The sequence below is a fragment of the Fontibacter flavus genome (assembly GCF_042432905.1).
In the GTDB taxonomy this organism is placed as follows: domain Bacteria; phylum Bacteroidota; class Bacteroidia; order Cytophagales; family Cyclobacteriaceae; genus Fontibacter; species Fontibacter flavus.
Genome location: NZ_JBHLWI010000083.1, coordinates 71,253 through 89,441, shown reverse-complemented (window position 1 = coordinate 89,441; position 18,189 = coordinate 71,253). Strand labels below are relative to the sequence as shown.

14 protein-coding genes are annotated in these 18,189 nt (G+C 39.7%); 8 read left to right on the top strand and 6 right to left on the bottom strand.

Features of this window, described 5'->3' with window-relative positions; all coding sequences use genetic code 11:
- Positions 1 to 179: 179 nt before the first annotated feature.
- Positions 180 to 1,157, bottom strand: a complete 978-nt coding sequence (locus ACFFIP_RS18480) for a pyruvate dehydrogenase complex E1 component subunit beta (RefSeq protein WP_382389258.1) — start codon at positions 1,155 to 1,157, stop codon at positions 180 to 182.
- Between the two features lie 120 nt (positions 1,158 to 1,277).
- Positions 1,278 to 1,700 carry a rhodanese-like domain-containing protein gene (locus ACFFIP_RS18475; protein WP_382389257.1) on the bottom strand — a complete coding sequence of 141 codons (423 nt, stop codon included), beginning with the start codon at positions 1,698 to 1,700 and terminating at the stop codon, positions 1,278 to 1,280.
- A gap of 80 nt (positions 1,701 to 1,780) precedes the next feature.
- On the opposite strand from ACFFIP_RS18475, the gene ACFFIP_RS18470 reads away from it, so the two are divergent.
- Positions 1,781 to 2,281, top strand: a complete 501-nt coding sequence (locus tag ACFFIP_RS18470; RefSeq protein WP_382389256.1) for a metallophosphoesterase family protein — start codon at positions 1,781 to 1,783, stop codon at positions 2,279 to 2,281.
- An 89-nt stretch (positions 2,282 to 2,370) separates the two neighbouring features.
- On the opposite strand, the gene ACFFIP_RS18465 is transcribed toward ACFFIP_RS18470, so the two are convergent.
- Positions 2,371 to 2,514 carry a hypothetical protein gene (locus ACFFIP_RS18465; protein WP_382389255.1) on the bottom strand — a complete coding sequence of 48 codons (144 nt, stop codon included), beginning with the start codon at positions 2,512 to 2,514 and terminating at the stop codon, positions 2,371 to 2,373.
- A 90-nt stretch (positions 2,515 to 2,604) separates the two neighbouring features.
- Here ACFFIP_RS18465 and hisS point away from each other — a divergent pair, with 90 nt between their 5' ends.
- Entirely contained in the window at positions 2,605 to 3,975 is a 1,371-nt protein-coding gene (gene hisS, locus ACFFIP_RS18460) for a histidine--tRNA ligase (protein ID WP_382389254.1), read from the top strand.
- A 91-nt stretch (positions 3,976 to 4,066) separates the two neighbouring features.
- Here the strand turns inward: hisS and ACFFIP_RS18455 are convergent, their stop codons facing one another.
- Positions 4,067 to 4,348: a hypothetical protein gene (locus tag ACFFIP_RS18455; protein ID WP_382389253.1), complete on the bottom strand. Its 282-nt coding sequence runs from the start codon at positions 4,346 to 4,348 to the stop codon at positions 4,067 to 4,069.
- 211 nt (positions 4,349 to 4,559) lie between these two features.
- On the opposite strand from ACFFIP_RS18455, the gene ACFFIP_RS18450 reads away from it, so the two are divergent.
- Positions 4,560 to 4,892, top strand: coding sequence for a YbaB/EbfC family nucleoid-associated protein (locus tag ACFFIP_RS18450; RefSeq protein ID WP_382389252.1), 333 nt, complete (start codon positions 4,560 to 4,562; stop codon positions 4,890 to 4,892).
- On the top strand, positions 4,892 to 5,884 hold the full coding sequence (locus ACFFIP_RS18445) for a glycosyltransferase family 2 protein (RefSeq protein WP_382389251.1): 993 nt from the start codon (positions 4,892 to 4,894) through the stop codon (positions 5,882 to 5,884). The genes ACFFIP_RS18450 and ACFFIP_RS18445 overlap by 1 nt, the downstream gene beginning before the upstream one ends.
- On the opposite strand, the gene ACFFIP_RS18440 is transcribed toward ACFFIP_RS18445, so the two are convergent.
- A complete protein-coding gene (locus ACFFIP_RS18440) occupies positions 5,881 to 6,099 on the bottom strand; it encodes a PspC family transcriptional regulator (RefSeq protein ID WP_382389250.1) in 219 nt (72 codons plus the stop codon). The two genes, ACFFIP_RS18445 and ACFFIP_RS18440, sit on opposite strands and share 4 nt — an antisense overlap.
- A 198-nt stretch (positions 6,100 to 6,297) precedes the next feature.
- On the opposite strand from ACFFIP_RS18440, the gene ACFFIP_RS18435 reads away from it, so the two are divergent.
- From ACFFIP_RS18435 to ACFFIP_RS18420, 4 genes are all read left to right on the top strand, one after another.
- Complete coding sequence (locus ACFFIP_RS18435; protein WP_382389249.1) at positions 6,298 to 7,959, top strand: tetratricopeptide repeat protein; 1,662 nt, start codon at positions 6,298 to 6,300, stop codon at positions 7,957 to 7,959.
- A gap of 491 nt (positions 7,960 to 8,450) precedes the next feature.
- Complete coding sequence (locus ACFFIP_RS18430) at positions 8,451 to 11,717, top strand: SusC/RagA family TonB-linked outer membrane protein (protein WP_382389248.1); 3,267 nt, start codon at positions 8,451 to 8,453, stop codon at positions 11,715 to 11,717.
- Between the two features lie 60 nt (positions 11,718 to 11,777).
- The gene (locus ACFFIP_RS18425) at positions 11,778 to 13,508 is read left to right on the top strand and encodes a RagB/SusD family nutrient uptake outer membrane protein (RefSeq protein WP_382389247.1); all 1,731 of its coding nucleotides are present in this window, start codon (positions 11,778 to 11,780) and stop codon (positions 13,506 to 13,508) included.
- Between the two features lie 186 nt (positions 13,509 to 13,694).
- A complete protein-coding gene (locus tag ACFFIP_RS18420) occupies positions 13,695 to 17,225 on the top strand; it encodes a CRTAC1 family protein (protein ID WP_382389245.1) in 3,531 nt (1,176 codons plus the stop codon).
- A gap of 61 nt (positions 17,226 to 17,286) precedes the next feature.
- Here ACFFIP_RS18420 and ACFFIP_RS18415 read toward each other — a convergent pair whose 3' ends face one another.
- Complete coding sequence (locus ACFFIP_RS18415) at positions 17,287 to 18,048, bottom strand: creatininase family protein (RefSeq protein WP_382389244.1); 762 nt, start codon at positions 18,046 to 18,048, stop codon at positions 17,287 to 17,289.
- Between the last annotated feature and the right edge of the window lie 141 nt (positions 18,049 to 18,189).

Sequence of the window (18,189 nt, the reverse complement as noted above, 5' to 3'; positions counted from 1 at the left end):
TGCTCAGTGTGGGTGCAATTGTGTGTTGATAAGATCTTTGATTTTTTGAAACTCTTCTTACAAGGGTTTTGATGCTATGACTTAGTGGGTAAAGGTTTGTAGGTATTAAATGGTCTTAGAAAAGAAAAAGCCTCTTGGAAACGAATCCAAGAGGCTTTTGTCTGATAATATATTTGTTATTATTTATACATTACTTGTTTGACTGCGTCAAGTGTCCTTTTTACATTAGGTATAGTCGCATCAATGTAAGTTGGAGCATAAGACAATGGTACGTCCATAGAGTTTACCCTAACCACTGGAGCATCGAGGTAATCAAAGGCATTTCTTTGAAGATGGTAAGCGATCTCTGAAGAAATTGCCGCCAAAGGATTTGCTTCTTCTACTACCACACATCTGTTTGTTTTTTTAACGGACTCCACTACAGCAGCATAATCAATTGGTCTAACGGTTCTCAGGTCAATGACCTCTGCTTCAATGCCGTCTTTGGCAAGTTCTTCAGCAGCTTCCAAAGCTACTTTCATCATTTTACCAAAAGAAACGATGGTTACATCCTTTCCTTTTCTCTTTATGTCGGCAACACCAATAGGCAAGAGGTATTCACTTTCCGGAACTTCGCCTTTGTCACTGTACATCAACTCAGACTCCATGAAAATCACTGGGTCATTATCCCTGATGGAAGCTTTTAAAAGACCTTTGGCGTCATAAGGATTAGAAGGAACCACCACTTTCAAACCAGGGGTGTTGGCAAACCAGTTTTCAAAGTTAGAAGAGTGAGTTGCACCTAGTTGTCCGGCATTTCCGGTAGGGCCTCTAAAAACAATTGGAACACTGTAAGCACCTCCTGACATGGAGTACATCTTCGCTGCAGAATTGATCACTTGGTCAATGGCTACAAGTGAGAAATTGAAGGTCATGAATTCGATGATTGGTCTAAGACCGTTCATGGCAGCACCAACTCCCAAGCCGGCAAAGCCAAGTTCAGCGATAGGGGTGTCATAAACTCTGTCAGGACCGAATTCGTCCAACATGCCTTGGGAAACTTTATAAGCTCCGTTATATTCAGCCACTTCTTCTCCCATGAGAAACACGTTTTTGTCGCGTCTCATTTCTTCTGACATGGCTTCTCTTAATGCTTCTCTGAATTGAATAACTCTCATTATAAACAATGTTTTCGGGCGTAAAAATAGGAACTAATCCCTCAAATCCAAAACCAGACTTGGTATTGGCAACTTATTTTACTTTTTGATAGAAAGGAAGGTTTAAACGGTTTGTTTCCGTTAATTTTTTGGTTTTGTAATTGGTCGGCCAGATTCAATCCAATTGTTAAGACCGCCTTCAAGCATATACACTTTTTTGAAGCCCATTTCCTTCATTTTTTCAGTAGCAGGTATAGTCCTTTTGGCAGATCGGCAATAGACGTAATACGTTCTTTTTTTATTCAGTTTACTTAATTCCTTTTCAAAATCCTCTCCAAGAAAATTGGCAAACTCGGCTCCTTCAATATATCCTTCTTCCACCTCTTCAGGCGTTCTTACATCAAGGATGACATTCTTTTTTTTCTTTTTGGCCTCCATTTCAAATTTTTCAGGAGAAAGTTTTGGGGCTCCTTCCTGTGCATAAGCTTGTTGTCCCAATCCTGCGATAAGGATAAAAGTGGCTAAAATGAAAACTCTTCTGATGTTGGTTAGATAGAATTCCATGATTAATTGGTTTTGTAAAGATGGTAATGTATTTATGTGCTTAACAAATCTAATCATTAATCAATTCCATTTTCAAGCTAATGGTAAAAATCGGTCTGATTTCGGATTCTCATGGTTATATCGATGAAAGTACTGTCAAACATTTACGGGATGTGGATGAAATCTGGCATGCTGGGGACATTGGGGATTTGGCTGTTTTAGAACAGTTGCCTGCTAAACCTTTGCGTAGGATCGTGACTGGAAATATAGATGGGCTGGACGCTAGAAGTTTTTTGCCAGAGGAACTCCTGTTTGAAATAGAAGGTATTAAAGTTTTGATGGTTCATATTGGTGGGAAGCCTCCGGGATATGCCAAAGGGATAAAAAACAGAATTAAGGAAACTGCCTCACAGCTGTTTGTATGCGGTCACTCTCACATCTGTCAAGTGGTTTTTGATAAAAATTTGAACTGTCTTTATATGAACCCTGGAGCTATTGGTCAGCATGGATTTCATCTGTTGAGGACCATGTTGCTTTTTGAAATCGAAAATGCCAAAATTCAAAACTTACGTGTGGTAGAACTCGGAAAACGAGGAAGATAAAGTGTTCCGACCTGGTCAAAAAATAATGAAAATAAAAAAGGCAACATCTCCATGTTGCCCTTCTTATTTCTTTCTAGAAAGGTCAAGAATTATTTTTCAAAACTTTTTTTAAGCTCTTCAACATCTACATTCTTGATTACCGGCTGGGCACTCAATTGTTTGATTTTGATAACTCTTGTATTTTGACCTTGTCTCTTTCTTCTCAATTTTCTTTTTAAAGTAGTAACAGCCATCGTCTTATCTGTTTATATGAACTCAAATGAAGCGCAAAATTAAAATAAAATTTTGATTTTACTTAACTTTGGGCAAAATTAAAATTAAACATGTCCATTCAAAAACCAAGTTTGCCAAAAGGAACAAGAGATTTCGGTCCGATTCAAATGGCCAGAAGGAATTTCATCCTGGATACCATCAAGGAAACATTTAAGCTCTTTGGCTTTCAGCAACTAGAAACTCCAGCGATGGAAAACCTGAGCACCCTTACCGGTAAATATGGAGATGAAGGTGACCAGTTGTTGTTTAAGATTCTCAATAGTGGCGATTTTTTAAAAAATGTCAGCCCACAGGATGTGCAGGGGGGTGTTGCTACTGTCTTACCAAAAGTAGCTGAAAAAGGACTTCGGTATGATTTGACGGTGCCTTTTGCACGCTATGTGGTGATGAATAGGAACGAGATTACGTTTCCTTTTAAAAGGTTTCAGATACAGCCCGTGTGGCGGGCAGACCGCCCTCAGAAAGGCAGGTACCGCGAATTTTACCAATGCGATGCAGATGTGGTGGGAACGGATAGTCTTATCTGTGAGTTGGAGATCTTGTTGATGATCAAGCGTGCATTTGCCAAACTTGGAATTACTGATTATAGCATCAAAGTTAACAACAGGAAAATTTTAACTGGTCTGGCCGAGGTAATAGGTGAGAAGGGGAGAGAAGGAGAGCTTTGTGTCGCCATTGATAAGCTGGATAAAATTGGTTGGGAGAAAGTACAGGAAGAGCTGACACAGAGAAATTTCACCGAAAATGCAATTGCCCAATTAAGTCCCATCATTGACTTGAAAGAAGGAAATAAAGGAAAACTGGAGTTTTTGAAGACTTATCTATCTTCATCCGAAATAGGTATGAAAGGGATAGGAGAGTTAGAAGAGGTATTTGAATTATTGGCTTCGTATGGAGAAAATCAAGAACATGTTGACTTTGATGTGGTACTGGCAAGGGGCTTGTCTTACTATACAGGGGCTATTTTTGAAGTCAAAGTCAATAATGTTTCAATAGGTTCAGTCAGTGGAGGTGGAAGATATGATAACCTTACAGGCGTATTTGGTTTGGAAGGTGTGTCAGGAGTGGGTTTTTCTTTTGGCGTAGATAGGATTTATGACGTAATGGATGAGTTGGGGCTTTTCCCTGAAAGGAATTTAGATAAAACCAAAGTGTTGATCACTTATTTTGACCAACAAGGATTTACCTATGGCCTAAAAGTGCTCCATAAACTTAGAGAAGCAGGAATATCGTCTGAATTGTATCCCGATGATGCCAAAATCAAGAAGCAGTTTACTTATGCTGACAAAAAGCAGATACCTTTTGTGGTGATTTTAGGAGATACTGAAATTGCTGAAGAAAAAGTGAGTTTGAAAGATCTTCAAACAGGTAAGCAGGAAATCTTGACGATTGAAGGCCTCATAGAAAGGGTGGGTAAATAAAACATGACTAGGCTGTCTTTTTGAAGGACAGCCTTTTTTAATGTGTAGAAGTGAACAATTTCAAATCAGTTTTTGAGCTTGCGATCAACATTTAGTCCACTTCCAATATGGCATTGATTGGGATATGGGTATCTGATTTTAAACTGACAAAATCAGTGCCTACAGCCCAAACTGTTGTATTGACCTGATATAATTTTTCATCCTCTGTCCTGAAAGTGATGTTCACTTTGTTTTTCAGCAGATTTCCCAATGCCTGTGCTCTCATCAAATCAAATCCTCTTCTTTTTTTGGATTGTTCGTCTGTTAAAACCTCTTTTCTGCAGAACTTCAGGTTTTTTATTTGCTCCTTTTCAATGATTTCCACGGTTTTCATAAATAGGTTCGGTTAATTGTTTTGGTATTTGTTTAATGTTGATCGTAAAATTTGGTAAAAAGTTTCGATTGAGTTATTAAATTTTTTAATTATTCCCATTAATGGCTTTTTGTTCTTTTAAACGGTAAGTGAAGCGTTAAAGTATAGGGCTTGAATTGGGAATTTTCTGAAAACAAAAAATGTATATTTGCAGGTATTAACTAGCGAGCATATGTTTGATATCATGAATATCATGAACAAGGTAAAGGAGGCACAGGCTAAAATCAAAGAGGCCCAGTCAAAGCTTGTTCATTTGAGTGCCGAAGGAGAATCCGGTGCCGGAATGGTAAAAGTAGTTGTCAATGGCAACAGGAAAGTGATGTCCATAGAGATGGACGATTCTCTTGTCAATGTCACTGACAAAGAAATGTTGGGGGATCTCATTGTGGCAGCCACCAATAAAGCGTTGGAGGAAATAGAAGTCAAGATCAAAGAGGAGTTGAAGTCTGCTACTGAAGGTATGATGCCAAATATTCCGGGGATGGATTTTGGCAATATGTTTTGATGCAGCAAGCAGCTATTGTCATATTGAATTTCAATGGGGAAGAAACACTTAGAAAGTTTCTTCCTTCCGTCGTTAATCATTCTTCTTATCCCGTCATAGTAGCTGATAACGCGAGTACAGATTCTTCTGTTGATTTTTTAAGATCTCATTACCCGCAGATTTCCATCATCCAAATGGAGGATAATTTTGGGTTTGCGGGAGGTTACACTAGAGCCCTTAATACTATTAGAGGTGAGTTTGAGTATTATATTCTTCTGAATTCGGATGTGGAGGTTACTCCTCATTGGGATGAAAATATGATTGCATGGCTGGAGAAAAGAAAAGATGTTGCAGCGGTGCAGCCTAAAATATTGTCCTATCAGAATCCTGATTTTTTTGATTATGCAGGAGCTGCAGGTGGATATATGGATAATTTGGGGTATCCATATTGCAGGGGGAGATTTTTTGAAACCATTGAAAAAGATCAGGGACAATATGATGATGAAGTGGAAGTTGATTGGACCTCAGGTGCCTGTATGGCCATCCGTTCGGAAGCTTTTCATCGAGGGCAGGGATTTGATCCTGCTTATTTTGCTCATATGGAAGAGATTGATCTTTGTTGGAAGCTGAGGAGGATGGGGTACGCCTTATATTATACAGGTGCAGTGAAGGTTTATCATGTAGGAGGAGCTACATTGTCCAGGACCAGTCCAAGGAAAACGTATTTGAATTTCAGAAATAATTTAGCCGCCCTCAAGAATAACATGTCTCCGTTTAAATGGAGGTCAGTTTATCTAATGAGATGTTTATTGGATTTGTTGGCGGCAATAGTTTTTTTGATTCAGGGCAAGGGAGATCATTCCATGATGATTTGGAAGGCGCATAGAGATTTTAGAAAAATTGCCAAAGGGTTTGATAAATACTTTGGCCCCATGGTTCATACCAAAGGGAAAATCAAATTCCTTCTTTGGAGGTATTACTTTCTGGGTTCAAGAAAATACCTTAATTCCTAATCAAAAAGGACAGGATTGTTCATCTTTCTTAGATATTTCCTAACTTTCATCATCATTGCCATGCTGACATATAGGATTACAGGCGAACCTAGTGTGATGAAAGAACTGTAAATAAAAAACAAACGGATGCTGTCTATCGGGAAGTTGAGTTTTTCCCCAAGTTTTGAACAGACACCGAATGCCCTTTCTTCGAAAAACAATTTGATCTTATTCATAATAGTTGGTGAGGTTAGAAGTTTTAAATGTAACAAATAAATTCCAATATTTTCAACAATCTATTTGTGTGCCAGATGTATAGATTCAGGATATTAAATTTTCTTTTTCTCTTATTTGGCTTGTTAGCCTGTAGTCCAAACCTAGTCCAATATGAAAATCTTTTGGATAGGGTTACTGCCAAACCGGAATTTTTGGTCATGCATAGGGATTCCGTAAGAGTGCAGTTACAAGGAGCTCTACCGCTTAGGTTTTTAAACAAAGACACTAAAATATACATCTTTCCAGAGTACCGATATGGAGAGGGGGCTTTAAGGTTAGGTGAATTTGTGCCCTTCGATGGCGAATATGTGTTGAGCAATATGGAGGTGCGGTTAAATGAGTCTATTGTTTTTCCTTACCTGCCGGGTATGGATGAAGGGGAGTTTGTCCTGAAAGCCCAAGTTGATTTTAAAGGCAATACTTATTCTGTTCCTGAAAAGACACTTGCAAAAGGCTTGAATACGCTTCCTTTGCTTGCCAGAGTAGGACAAATCACACCGGATGAACCTATTCCTGATGTTGGGGTTTTTATGACAGTGGATTTTTCAGGTATTAATACCCAAGAGACAAGAGATTTTGTCGTTCCCTTTGCTTTAGGGAAAAGTGAACAACTGGGACGTGGGCTACCGGCTAATTTGCAGGATTTCTTGAGAAGAGGGAAAAGTGGGATGGCAATAAGGAAAATAACTATTACAGGTCTTGTTTCTCCAGAAAACCAAGAATTGGCAGATCATAACCTGGCCTTCAAAAGGGCTGAAAGTGTTAAGGGGAGTATTCAGCAAATTAATGCGGTAAAAGAGATTTCCATTGAAAGTACATATCGTAGGAATGACTGGTTTGATTTTAGGATTTTGCTTGGGGAATATGAGGGGATTTCTCCATCTGATAAAGATCAGTACTATTCTATTCTTTTGGATCGGACGGATTTTGAATCACAATTGAGGAAGATGCGGCAGTTACCTACATATAATAAGGTGTACAGGGATATTTTTCCCAGATTAAGGGCAGCAAAAGTTCAGGCCTTGTTGGAGAATATCCGTTATACGGATCCAGAAATTGCCGCAAGTGTTTATAGGTTGCTTCATGCAGGTCAGCCATTGGATGGATTTACCCGGGAGCATTTAATCTATGCGGGGCATAAAGCCACAAGATTGCATGAAAAAGAGGCGATTTACAAGAAGCTAGTGGAAATTCATCCCTCAGAACTTTCTTACAATAACCTGGGCGTAGTCTATTTGAATCAAGCCCAACGTTCCCTTGGAGTGAATGAGAAAAACATGTATATCCAAAATGCCATCTCAATGTTTAGAGAGGTAAATAAGATCAGGACGAGTTCCATTTCTATGCATAATCTTGGAAGAGCCTTGATTTTGAGAGGCGACTATTTTGATGCTTATGTAGCGATTTCTGAAGCGTCTGCACTTGAGAGAAACGAGTCAAATGAGTTTCTGAGATTCAATGAAGGTGTCCGGGGAGCCCTTGATATCATGAATGGAGACTATAAATTGGCCGTCATTAGATTAAACCGTGCTCCGGAAACTTCGCTGAACTTATTCAACAAAGGGTTGGCATATCTCTTGGCAGATGATTTGGGGGCAGCTGCCATTGCATTTGAAGAAAGTGTACAATTGAATAGAGAGTATGGTTATGGTTTTTATGGCCTGGCAGTAATTGCCGCTATTAGCGGAGATAGGCAGATTTTATTTGAAAACTTGAGGAAAGCAACTGAAAGATCTGAATACTTGAAAGAAAGAGCCCTTAGGGATCTTTTATTTAAGCCTTATCATAGTGATCCTGAATTTATGAATGTTTTCAGATAAAATTGATTTAAAATAATTTAACTTTTCAAAAGGAACTTTTTTAAAAAAATTAAAAATTGATTTTGGAAAAAAATTTTTGTATTAATGTTTATTCTCTTAAATTAGAAGCTGTATACTGGATAAACATTATTATTCACTATTCTGAGCTGTTTTAGCCAAATTTTAATATGCTAGGCTTTCAGTTTCAAGCAAATTAACATTGAAAAATGACAATAAACCTAAATCTCAATGCCTATGACCAAATCCCCTTCTTTTTATTCAGGATAACAAAATCGTTTTAGCAGTACAAAAAAGACGTTTCTTTGATCATCATTGAAACAGTAGTATTGACGGCAAAAGCCTCAAAGGTATAATCAGCAATAGGACAAACAGGAAAGTAACTGTGCAAACTATTGCAATTATTTTGCAGATGTTTGCAAACGATTGCATGATTATCAAAAAATTAATTGCTTTCAAACCTTATCAATTAATAATTATTACCCAATCAATCTATGTTTATGGAAAAACTTTACAAAAGTCTAAGTGTACTCGTGTTGCTCTTAGTGCTTTCGAGTGCCACGGCGATGGCACAAAGGACAGTGACAGGGACCATCCTGGATGAATTCGGAGATGGTCTTCCGGGAGTTACTGTTTTGGTTAAGGGAACCACCACAGGTACGGCTACGGACATTGACGGAAAATATTCCTTGAATGTCCCTAGCAATGATGCCGTGTTGGTATTCTCTTTTATTGGTTACAAAACTGTCGAGCAGGTAGTTGGTAACCGTTCAGTTATTGATCTGACAATGGCTCCTGATGAGAGACAATTGACAGAATTGGTTATTACAGGTTATACCATTGATAGCCGTCGTGAAACTACAGGATCCATTTCTACGGTTAATCCTAGAGATTTGACGATCGTTCCAACTGGTAACGTTGAGCAGACATTACAAGGTAGGATAGCCGGTGTTACTGTAGTTACCAACGGTCAGCCAGGTACCCAGTCTCAGATCAGGGTCCGTGGTTTTGGCGCATTTGGTGGTAACCAGCCTTTGTACATTGTAGATGGTGTACCTGTTGAAAATACTGACTTTCTTAACCCAGATGATATTGAATCTACCACTGTATTGAAAGATGCAGCAGCGGCTTCTATCTACGGTGCTAGAGCGGCTAACGGTGTAATCGTTTATACCACTAAGAAAGGTAGCAAAAGAGCTCAAAAACTAAGATTTGACTACAATGGAATGATGGGTTTCACTGTTCCAGGAAGAGGTTTGGATATGACCAACCCTCAGGAATATGCAGACTTGACCTGGTTGGCAGAAAGAAACCAAGCTAGACTGGATGGAAGACAGCCTAACTTTACCGGTATCCATCCTCAGTTTGGAAATGGTACTAGCCCGGTGTTGCCATATTACATTAATGTTGGAGGTGCTGCCGGTGTTGCCGGTCCATTGACTCCAGCACAATTGGAGGAGCAAAGAGCACTATATAACGTGGATCGTAATAGAGGACCTGTCCACCAATTGGTGAGAGCTGCTACAGGAGAAGGTACGGATTGGTTTGATGCCATTACCAGAACTGCGCCAATCCAAAGACATTCATTGGGCTTCAGTGGCGGAACTGAAACAAGCAGATTCTTCTTTGGACTAGGTGTTCAGGAACAAGCTGGTATCCTTTTGAACAATAACTTCAGAAGAATTTCCCTTCGTGCCAATTCTGAACATGACTTAGGTTCTAAAGTAAGGATTGGACAAAATTTCCAGGCTACTTACCGTCAGGTGTTGGGTCAGACTGGTGCAGGTGGTGGTCAGCGAGTTGCTCAGGATGAAAACTCCATCTTGGGTGCCTTCCGTATGCCATCCATCATTCCAGTATATGATGAATTTGGAGGTTATGCCGGTACAGCTGCAAGGGGTTTCAACAATGGTAGAAACCCAGTAGCTGAAAGAGATGCTTTGGCAAACAACAAAAACTTCAATGCCAATGCTTTTGGTAACGTCTATGCAGAATTTGAACCAATTCAAGGTTTGGTTTTCAGATCTTCAATAGGTGGACAATATGATAACAACTATGGTGTAGGTTATTCTAGGTTGCAATATGAAAACTCTGAAAACAACTCTGCATTTGGTTACAATGAATTCTCAGGCTATGTATGGAGATGGGTATTCACCAACACCGCTCAATGGAAAAAGACTTTTGATAGACACTCATTGGATGTTTTGGTAGGTCAGGAAGCATTGAATACCGGTGCTGGTAGAAATATGAACACTACAGGTCAGAATCCTTTCTCTACTGACCCTAACTTCGTTACCATTTCTAACTTGCCATTTTCAAGTAGAATTGCTAACTCTGGTCAGTTCTTAGGTGTGAACTTCCTCTCATACTTCAGTAGGGTAAACTATACTTACAATGACAAGTATATTTTCTCTGCTGTGGTTCGTCGTGATGGCTCTTCCAGATTCGGACCTAATTCAAGATGGGGTGTATTCCCTGCCTTCTCCGCTGCATGGAGGGTTTCTTCAGAGCAGTTTATGGCTTCTGCCACTTGGTTGGATGATTTGAAAATCCGTGGTGGTTGGGGACAAATGGGTAACTCTAACAACGTGGACCCTAACAACCAATTTTCCTTATTTGGTGGTGATTTAGGTTCTTCTTCCTATGACATCACAGGTTCAAACAGTTCCGCTTTGATCGGTTTCAGAAGATCAAGAATTGGTAACCCAAATGCCCGTTGGGAAACAGCCGTTACGAAGAACATTGGTTTTGACGGTACCGCTTTCGGAGGTAGACTGGATGTGATTGTGGATTTGTGGCAAAAAGATACCAAAGACTTGTTGTTCCAGGTACCAATCCCTTCTATTGCAGGTTTCAACGCTGCACCTCCTTCTGTTAACATCGGGGAGATGATGAACCGAGGTATTGATATCTTGGTGGCTACAAGAGGTAACCTTTCCAATGATTGGACTTACGAACTTCAAGTGAACGGTGGTTTCTTGAAGAACGAGATTGTTTACTTAGCTCCAGGTTTGGATTTCATTACTTCAGGTAACGCTAACCCTGCATTTAGAGGTATTCAGCCAATCAGGAACCAATTGAACAGACCATTGTCTTCTTTCTTCGGTTACATTCAGGACGGTTTGTTCCAATCAGATGAAGATGTGGCAAGCCACGCTACTCAGGACGGTGCTGCTCCAGGTAGATTCAAATTCAGAGATATTGATGGTGATGGTGAAATTACACCAGATGATAGAACATGGTTAGGTTCTCCAGTGCCTAAATTCTCCGGTGGTTTGAACTTCACTGTTGGTTACAAAAACTTTGATTTGTCTGCTTATATGGCAGGAACTGCAGGTAACAAAATCTGGGCACAATGGAGATGGTTTACTGACTTCTTCCAAACATTTGAAGGAGCGGCTATTTCCAGACGTTTATTGGATGCTTGGACTCCTGAGAACCCGACTTCCACTATTCCACAAGTAGAAAGAACAGCTAACTTCAGTACTTCAAACGTAGGTAATAGCTACTATGTAGTAGATGGTTCTTACTTGAGATTGCAAAACTTGACATTGGGTTATACCATGCCAAACAGCTTGTTGCAAAGATGGAAGTTGGAAAGGTTGAGAGTGTTTGCTGCTGCAAACAACTTGTTCACGATTACAGGTTATGATGGACTTGATCCAGGTGTAGGTGGTGACGTTGATTTGGCCTTCGGTATAGATGTGGGTAACTACCCTGTTACTAGAAGTTATACGTTCGGTGTTAACCTGAGCTTCTAAGCAAACAATCTATCAAACAATATGTTATGTGCATAAATTTCATAAAGTTATAATTGAAATATGAAAAGATTTAAAATTCAAATTGCAGCAACTCTTACAGCAAGTATGATGCTGTTTGCGACAAGTTGTGATGATTTTCTAGACGTACCGGCTGTAGGTCAGTTGTCAGAAGCTCAGTTGACAACACAAGCTGGCTTGGATGCAGCATTAATCGCTGCGTATTCTCAGGTAAACGGTAGAGCGCAAAGAATGGCATCTCCGTCCAACTGGGTTTGGGGAAGTATCAGAGGTGGTGATGCCAATAAGGGTACTGACCCAGGTGACTTTGCGACAATCAACCCTATTCAAAGGTTTGAAGCAAACTCTACCATTGATGTTATCGAAGAAAACTGGAATGGTAACTTCGAAGGTGTTGCGAGAGCGAATAATGTTCTGAGATTATTAGATAAGAAAGGTCCTGATGTATCAGATGCTGTAGCATTGGGAATTGAGGCTCAGGCAAGATTTCTAAAAGCACACTACTATTTCCAACTGTACAGGAATTTCAATAAAGTTCCTATTTTGGATAAGGATGTTGACTATGGAACAGAAGCTTTTGCGACTATTACCAATGATCAGGAGATGCTACCTTACATTGAGGCAGAATTCAGATTTGCTGCTGCTAACTTGCCAAACACCCAACCTCAGGTAGGTAGGGTAAATTCTTGGGCTGCTAAAGCATACTTGGGTAAAGTTTTGCTTTACGCTAAGAAATATGCTGAAGCAAAGCAGGTTTTTGATGATGTGATTGCAAACGGAAGGACAAGTAATAACCTGCAATACGGTTTGGTGCCTTATTATGATGATATGTTCCGTGGCGCTAATGATAACCACCAAGAGTCAATCTGGGCTTATCAATCTGCTGCTGGAACTGGTTCCGTGAACAATGCAAACCCTGAATTTGACCTGAACTTCCCTTACAATGGAGGTCCAGCTGGGTGTTGTGGGTTCTTCCAGCCAAGTTTTACTTTCGTAAACTCATTCAGAACAAATGCGCAAGGTTTGCCTTTGTTGGATGGTTCTTATAATCAAGTTGCCAATAGGGTTGCCAATGATCAAGGTATTCCTGCGGATGCAGCATTTACTCCAGATGCTGGAAACTTGGATCCTAGATTGGACCATACTGTTGGAAGAAGAGGGATTCCTTATTTGGATCATGGTAATCACCCAGGCGCTGCTTGGATCCGTAACCAACCAAATGGAGGTCCTTATGCTCCCAAGAAATACGTTTGGAGTTTAGCAGAGAGAGATGGAGGTTTCTTAGATAACTCTTCTTGGACTCCTGGTTACACCGGTATCAACTTTATGATTATCCGCTTTGCAGATGTACTGTTGATGGCTGCTGAAGCGGAAGTTGAATTGGGTAACTTAGAAGCAGCCAGAACATTGGTGAACAGGGTGAGAACAAGGGCAAAAAATTCTGCTTTGTTGAGAGCTAATGGAACTCCTGCAGCGAATTATGTAGTAGACACTTATAATACCGCCTGGACCGATGCTAATGTAGCAAGAGATGCAGTTAGATTTGAGCGTAAGCTTGAATTGGGTATGGAAGGTCATAGATTCTATGATTTGGTAAGATGGGGAACTGTTAAAGCTGAGTTGGATTTCTACTTTGCTTTGGATGGTTCAATATTACAGGCAGCACTTGGTGGTGGAGCCTCTTTCACACCAAATAAAGATGAGTTTCTTCCATTGCCTCAAAATCAAATTGACTTGATGGGTGGAAGATTGATCCAAAATCCTGGTTTCTAATTTTCTAAAATATCATATAAATGAATTCAAAGAGATGGTGAAAACCATCTCTTTGTTTTTTTATAGCAGTAGGTATTTTTAACGTAGTTCAATTTCTCCAAAAAATTGCATCAAAAGAATTCTATTTTCTTCCATTTAGTCTTAATTTGAGCTGAATTTAGCCCATTACTATCGAACTAATAAACCATGAGAATTTCCCTGATATCTATCAGTTTATCCCTGATCATATTGCTGTCTTTTCTTTCCTGTTCAAAAAAAAGCGATACCCTATTTGAACTTAGATCACCAGATGATACTGGTATTTCTTTCAATAATTTAATTATCGAAACAGATACTTTTAACATTTTGACTGATGAATATATTTTTAATGGAGGAGGAGTTGCTGTTGGTGATTTTAATAATGACGGCTTACCTGATCTCTATTTTACCGGTAATCAGGTTTCCAATAAACTTTATATCAATAAAGGAAATCTGAAGTTTGAAGATATTACGGAATCTTCTGGTACAGGATCAGCTGATCGCTGGAGTACAGGAGTGACCGTAGTTGATATTAATGGCGACGGATGGCTTGATATTTATGTCAGCGCTGCGATGTATATGGACAAAGCGAAAAGAGCCAATATGCTTTTTGTGAATCAAGGTCTTGATGCTGATGGTCATCCTTATTTTAAAGAGTTGGCAGCTCAATATGGTATTGCTGAAGACGGGAATAGTATGATGGCTTCATTTTTTGATTATAATAATGATGGGTTTTTAGACCTGTATGTCCTTAATAATGAACAGTACAAAGGAACACCTTCCAATTTCAGGGGGAAAATCACGGATGGTTCTGCCATCAATAATGATAGGCTTTATAAGAACAATGGAGACGGTACCTTTACCAATGTGACAATTGAAGCAGGCATTACCATTGAAGGTTTTGGTTTGGGCCTTGCTGTGGCCGATATCAATCAGGATGGTTGGTTAGATATTTATGTGTCCAATGATTATACCCCAAATGATATCCTTTATATCAATAATCAGGACGGTACTTTTTCCAATAAAACCAAGGAATATATCAGACACCAAAGTATGTTCTCCATGGGTTCTGATATATCTGATTACAATAATGACGGGTATTTGGATATCATCACATTGGATATGTTGGGAGAGAATAATTTTAGGAAAAAAACTACTATTTCCAAAAACTCCTATCAGACTTATATCAATAATGAACAATGGGGTTATGAGTACCAGCATGTGAGGAATATGCTTCATGTAGGAAATGGACCTGGTATTCCATCAAGTGAAATCGGCTTCTTGGCTGGGGTTTACCAGACCGACTGGTCTTGGTCACCCTTGTTTGTAGATATGGACAATGATGGTCAAAGGGACTTGTTGATCACGAATGGATTCCCGCGTGATATTACGGATAAGGACTTTGCGAATTACAGGGCAGATGTGGGTAGCGTGGCAAGTGTGAGACAATTATTGGATTCAATTCCGATTGTAAAAATCCCTAATTATGCTTACCAAAATAAGGGTGATTGGACTTTTGATGACATTGGGGATAAATGGGGATTGAACAAACCATCCTTTTCAAATGGAGCAGTTTTTGTTGACTTAGATGGTGATGGAGACTTGGATTATGTGGTCAATAATATCAATGATCCTGCCTTTGTTTTTGAGAATAAATTGAATCAGAGGAAAGCAGTACCTAACTATTTGAGAGTGAAATTGAAGGGGCATTCCAATAATCCGATGGGGATTGGCGCAAAGGTGGCATTAAGGCTAGACAACGGTGAATTTCTTTACCATGAGCAACAGGTATCCAGAGGGTATATGTCAGCTGTGGAGGATGTGATTCATTTTGGATTGGGTGATCAAGCAGTGCAGTCAATAGAAGTTTTTTGGCAGGATGGCAAATACCAACAAAAACAAGATATTGGGATCAATCAGGTTTTAACTATTGATTATAAGGAGGCCAAAGATCAATCCTTGTCAAGTCTGCAGTTTCCATTCACTCCAAGAAAAACAACGCCAATGATCGCAGAAATATCTTCTGATTTAGGGGTGGATTATGTGCACCAGGAAGAGGATAAGATAGATTATAATGTCCAAAGGACGCTTCCTCATAAACTGACCCAGTTTGGCCCAAGTCTGACTGTGGGAGATATCAATGGGGATGGATTGGAAGATTTTATAGTGGGAAGTTCAGCTGGCAATTCCCCAATGCTCTACATGCAGCAAAGTAATGGGCAGTTTGCAGGAAAAGAAATGTTCAGTAACCAAGCAGAAAAGCGCTTTGAAGAAATGGGGATGGTTCTTTTTGACTTGGATAATGATGGAGACTTAGATCTTTATTTGGTGTCAGGGAGTGCTGAATTTGCCCCCGGTGCAGATGAATATGTAGACCGTATTTACCTCAATGATGGGAAAGGTAATTTTACCAAAGGGGAAGGCTTGATGTCTGAATTGAAGGCCAGTGGTACTGTGGTCAGGGCAGCGGACTTTGATGGAGATGGTTTTGTTGATTTGTTTGTGGGAGGTAGAACTCCTATTGCCCAGTATCCTATGCCTGAACAGTCGGTGATTTTTAAAAACAACAATGGAAAGTTGGAGGATATCACAGATGAGATAGCCCCTGGCTTAAGGAATGTTGGTATGGTGATGGATGCGCTTTGGACTGATGTAGATAATGATGGATTGGTGGATTTGATGGTCGTAGGGGAGTTGATGCCGATAACCATTTTCCGAAATACTGGAGGGAGGTTTGAAAGATCATCAAATTCAGGTTTGGAAAACTATTTAGGTTGGTGGAACAGTGTCGTGTCGGGGGATTTTGATGGAGATGGTGACATGGATTATGTCGTAGGGAATTTGGGAGCAAACAATTATTACCATCCTTCAGCAGAAAGGCCCGTGACAGTTTATGGAAAAGACTTTGACGGAAATAAGAGTATAGATCCTGTTATATTTACCTATTTCAAAGATAATGCAGGCCAATATATTTCTGTTCCTGCACATTATTGGGATGACCTTTATGGTCAAAGCACCTTGTTCAGGAGGAAGTTTTCCCGATATAAAGAGTTTGCCAGGATTACTGAGGAATCCTTATTTACTCCTGCGGAATTGGAAGGAGCCCTGAAGTTGAAGGGGAATTATGACAGGACAAGTTATGTGGAAAATCTTGGAGGAGGAAAGTTTAAAGTTCATGCATTGCCTTTATTGGCCCAAATAGCACCTGTGAATGGGATGGTTGTAGAAGATATTAATGGAGATGGTAATTTGGACATAATGATGCTGGGCAATGATTATGGCAATGAGGTCTTTTCAGGTAGATATGATGCATTTACAGGACTTGTCCTTTTAGGACAGGGAGACGGGAATTTTGATCCTGTTAGGTCTGTTGATAGTGGATTTGTGGTTTCCGGAGATGCAAAATCAATGGCTGTTATAATGGGATCAAATGGAAAGCCTATTTTTCTTTCAACACAGAATAGAGGTAGGCTATTGATGCATCAAGCAACTTCTGGCAAGGTTGGAAAAGTCTACCAACCCGAACCACATATTCATACCTTGTTGATAGGGTCACCGGATGGTAAAACCCACAGGCTGGAAGTAAATAACCGGTCAGGTTTTATTTCAAATTCAAAAGCTTCAGTGGTGTTGCCTGCCAACATCCAAAGTCTGAAAGGAGTGGATTATAGCGGTAATGTAGTTGACTTAGCTTATTAATTTGAATAGCTCCTGTATAGAGGGGTTTTTATACAGGAGCTATTCTATCATTGTTGGTGACTTACTTGTAAAGCTGGGTCGTGTCTGCATTGCAAATATCCACCATCAACTGCCCTACTTTCTTGCAGACATCTTCAAAGTATTTCTTGCCTTTATCGGGGTTGGATTTTTTAGGGTTTCCGATCCCTGTGTCTTCAGTGACTTGTGACCATTTTCTTTCTGCCCAAGCCCATTTTTCCTGTAAACCTGGAATTACCGACTTTTTTTCCTTGCCATCACCAGCTTCTTCAAGAGGGAGGATCAATTGGGGATGAAGATACATGATCAAACTCGTTTCCATTTCATCTGCATGATCTCCTTCTTCTTCGAAATAAAGTTTTTTGTCCAAAGCCTGGAACCAGTTGCAGGTCATTAGGAGCATTTCCGGAAATATGATGCCTAGTTCCCTTAACATTGTTTTGAAATCATTTCCCCCATGACTGTTGACGATGAGGAATTTTTTGACCCCCTGTCTATCAAGTACAGTCAGGATATCTTTAAGGATAGCAAATTGGGTGCTTGGATTCATGTTGATATCCAGGTAAATATCACTTTGACCGGTGTTTACCCCAAAAGGGATAGTAGGTAAAATGATGACCTTACTTCCTTTTTCCCAAGCAAACTTTCCAGCACCTGCAGCAATGGCATCTGCTTCGAAAATATCCGTACCATAAGGCATGTGGTAATTGTGCGCTTCCGTGGCTCCCCAAGGCAATACCGCCAGTTCAAATCTTTCGTCCTTGAGGTTTTTCCAGTTGTTTTCAGCTAAAATATATGGTCTCATTTGCGTAGAAGGTAAAATTATCAATCCCTGAATTTAGTTTTGTTTTTCGACTTTTGTAAAAAATTAAGAAAAGAAAACCCTAATCTGCGATTTTTTTTGAATATTGAATCATTGAATTATCCTTTCCATATGTTTGACCCA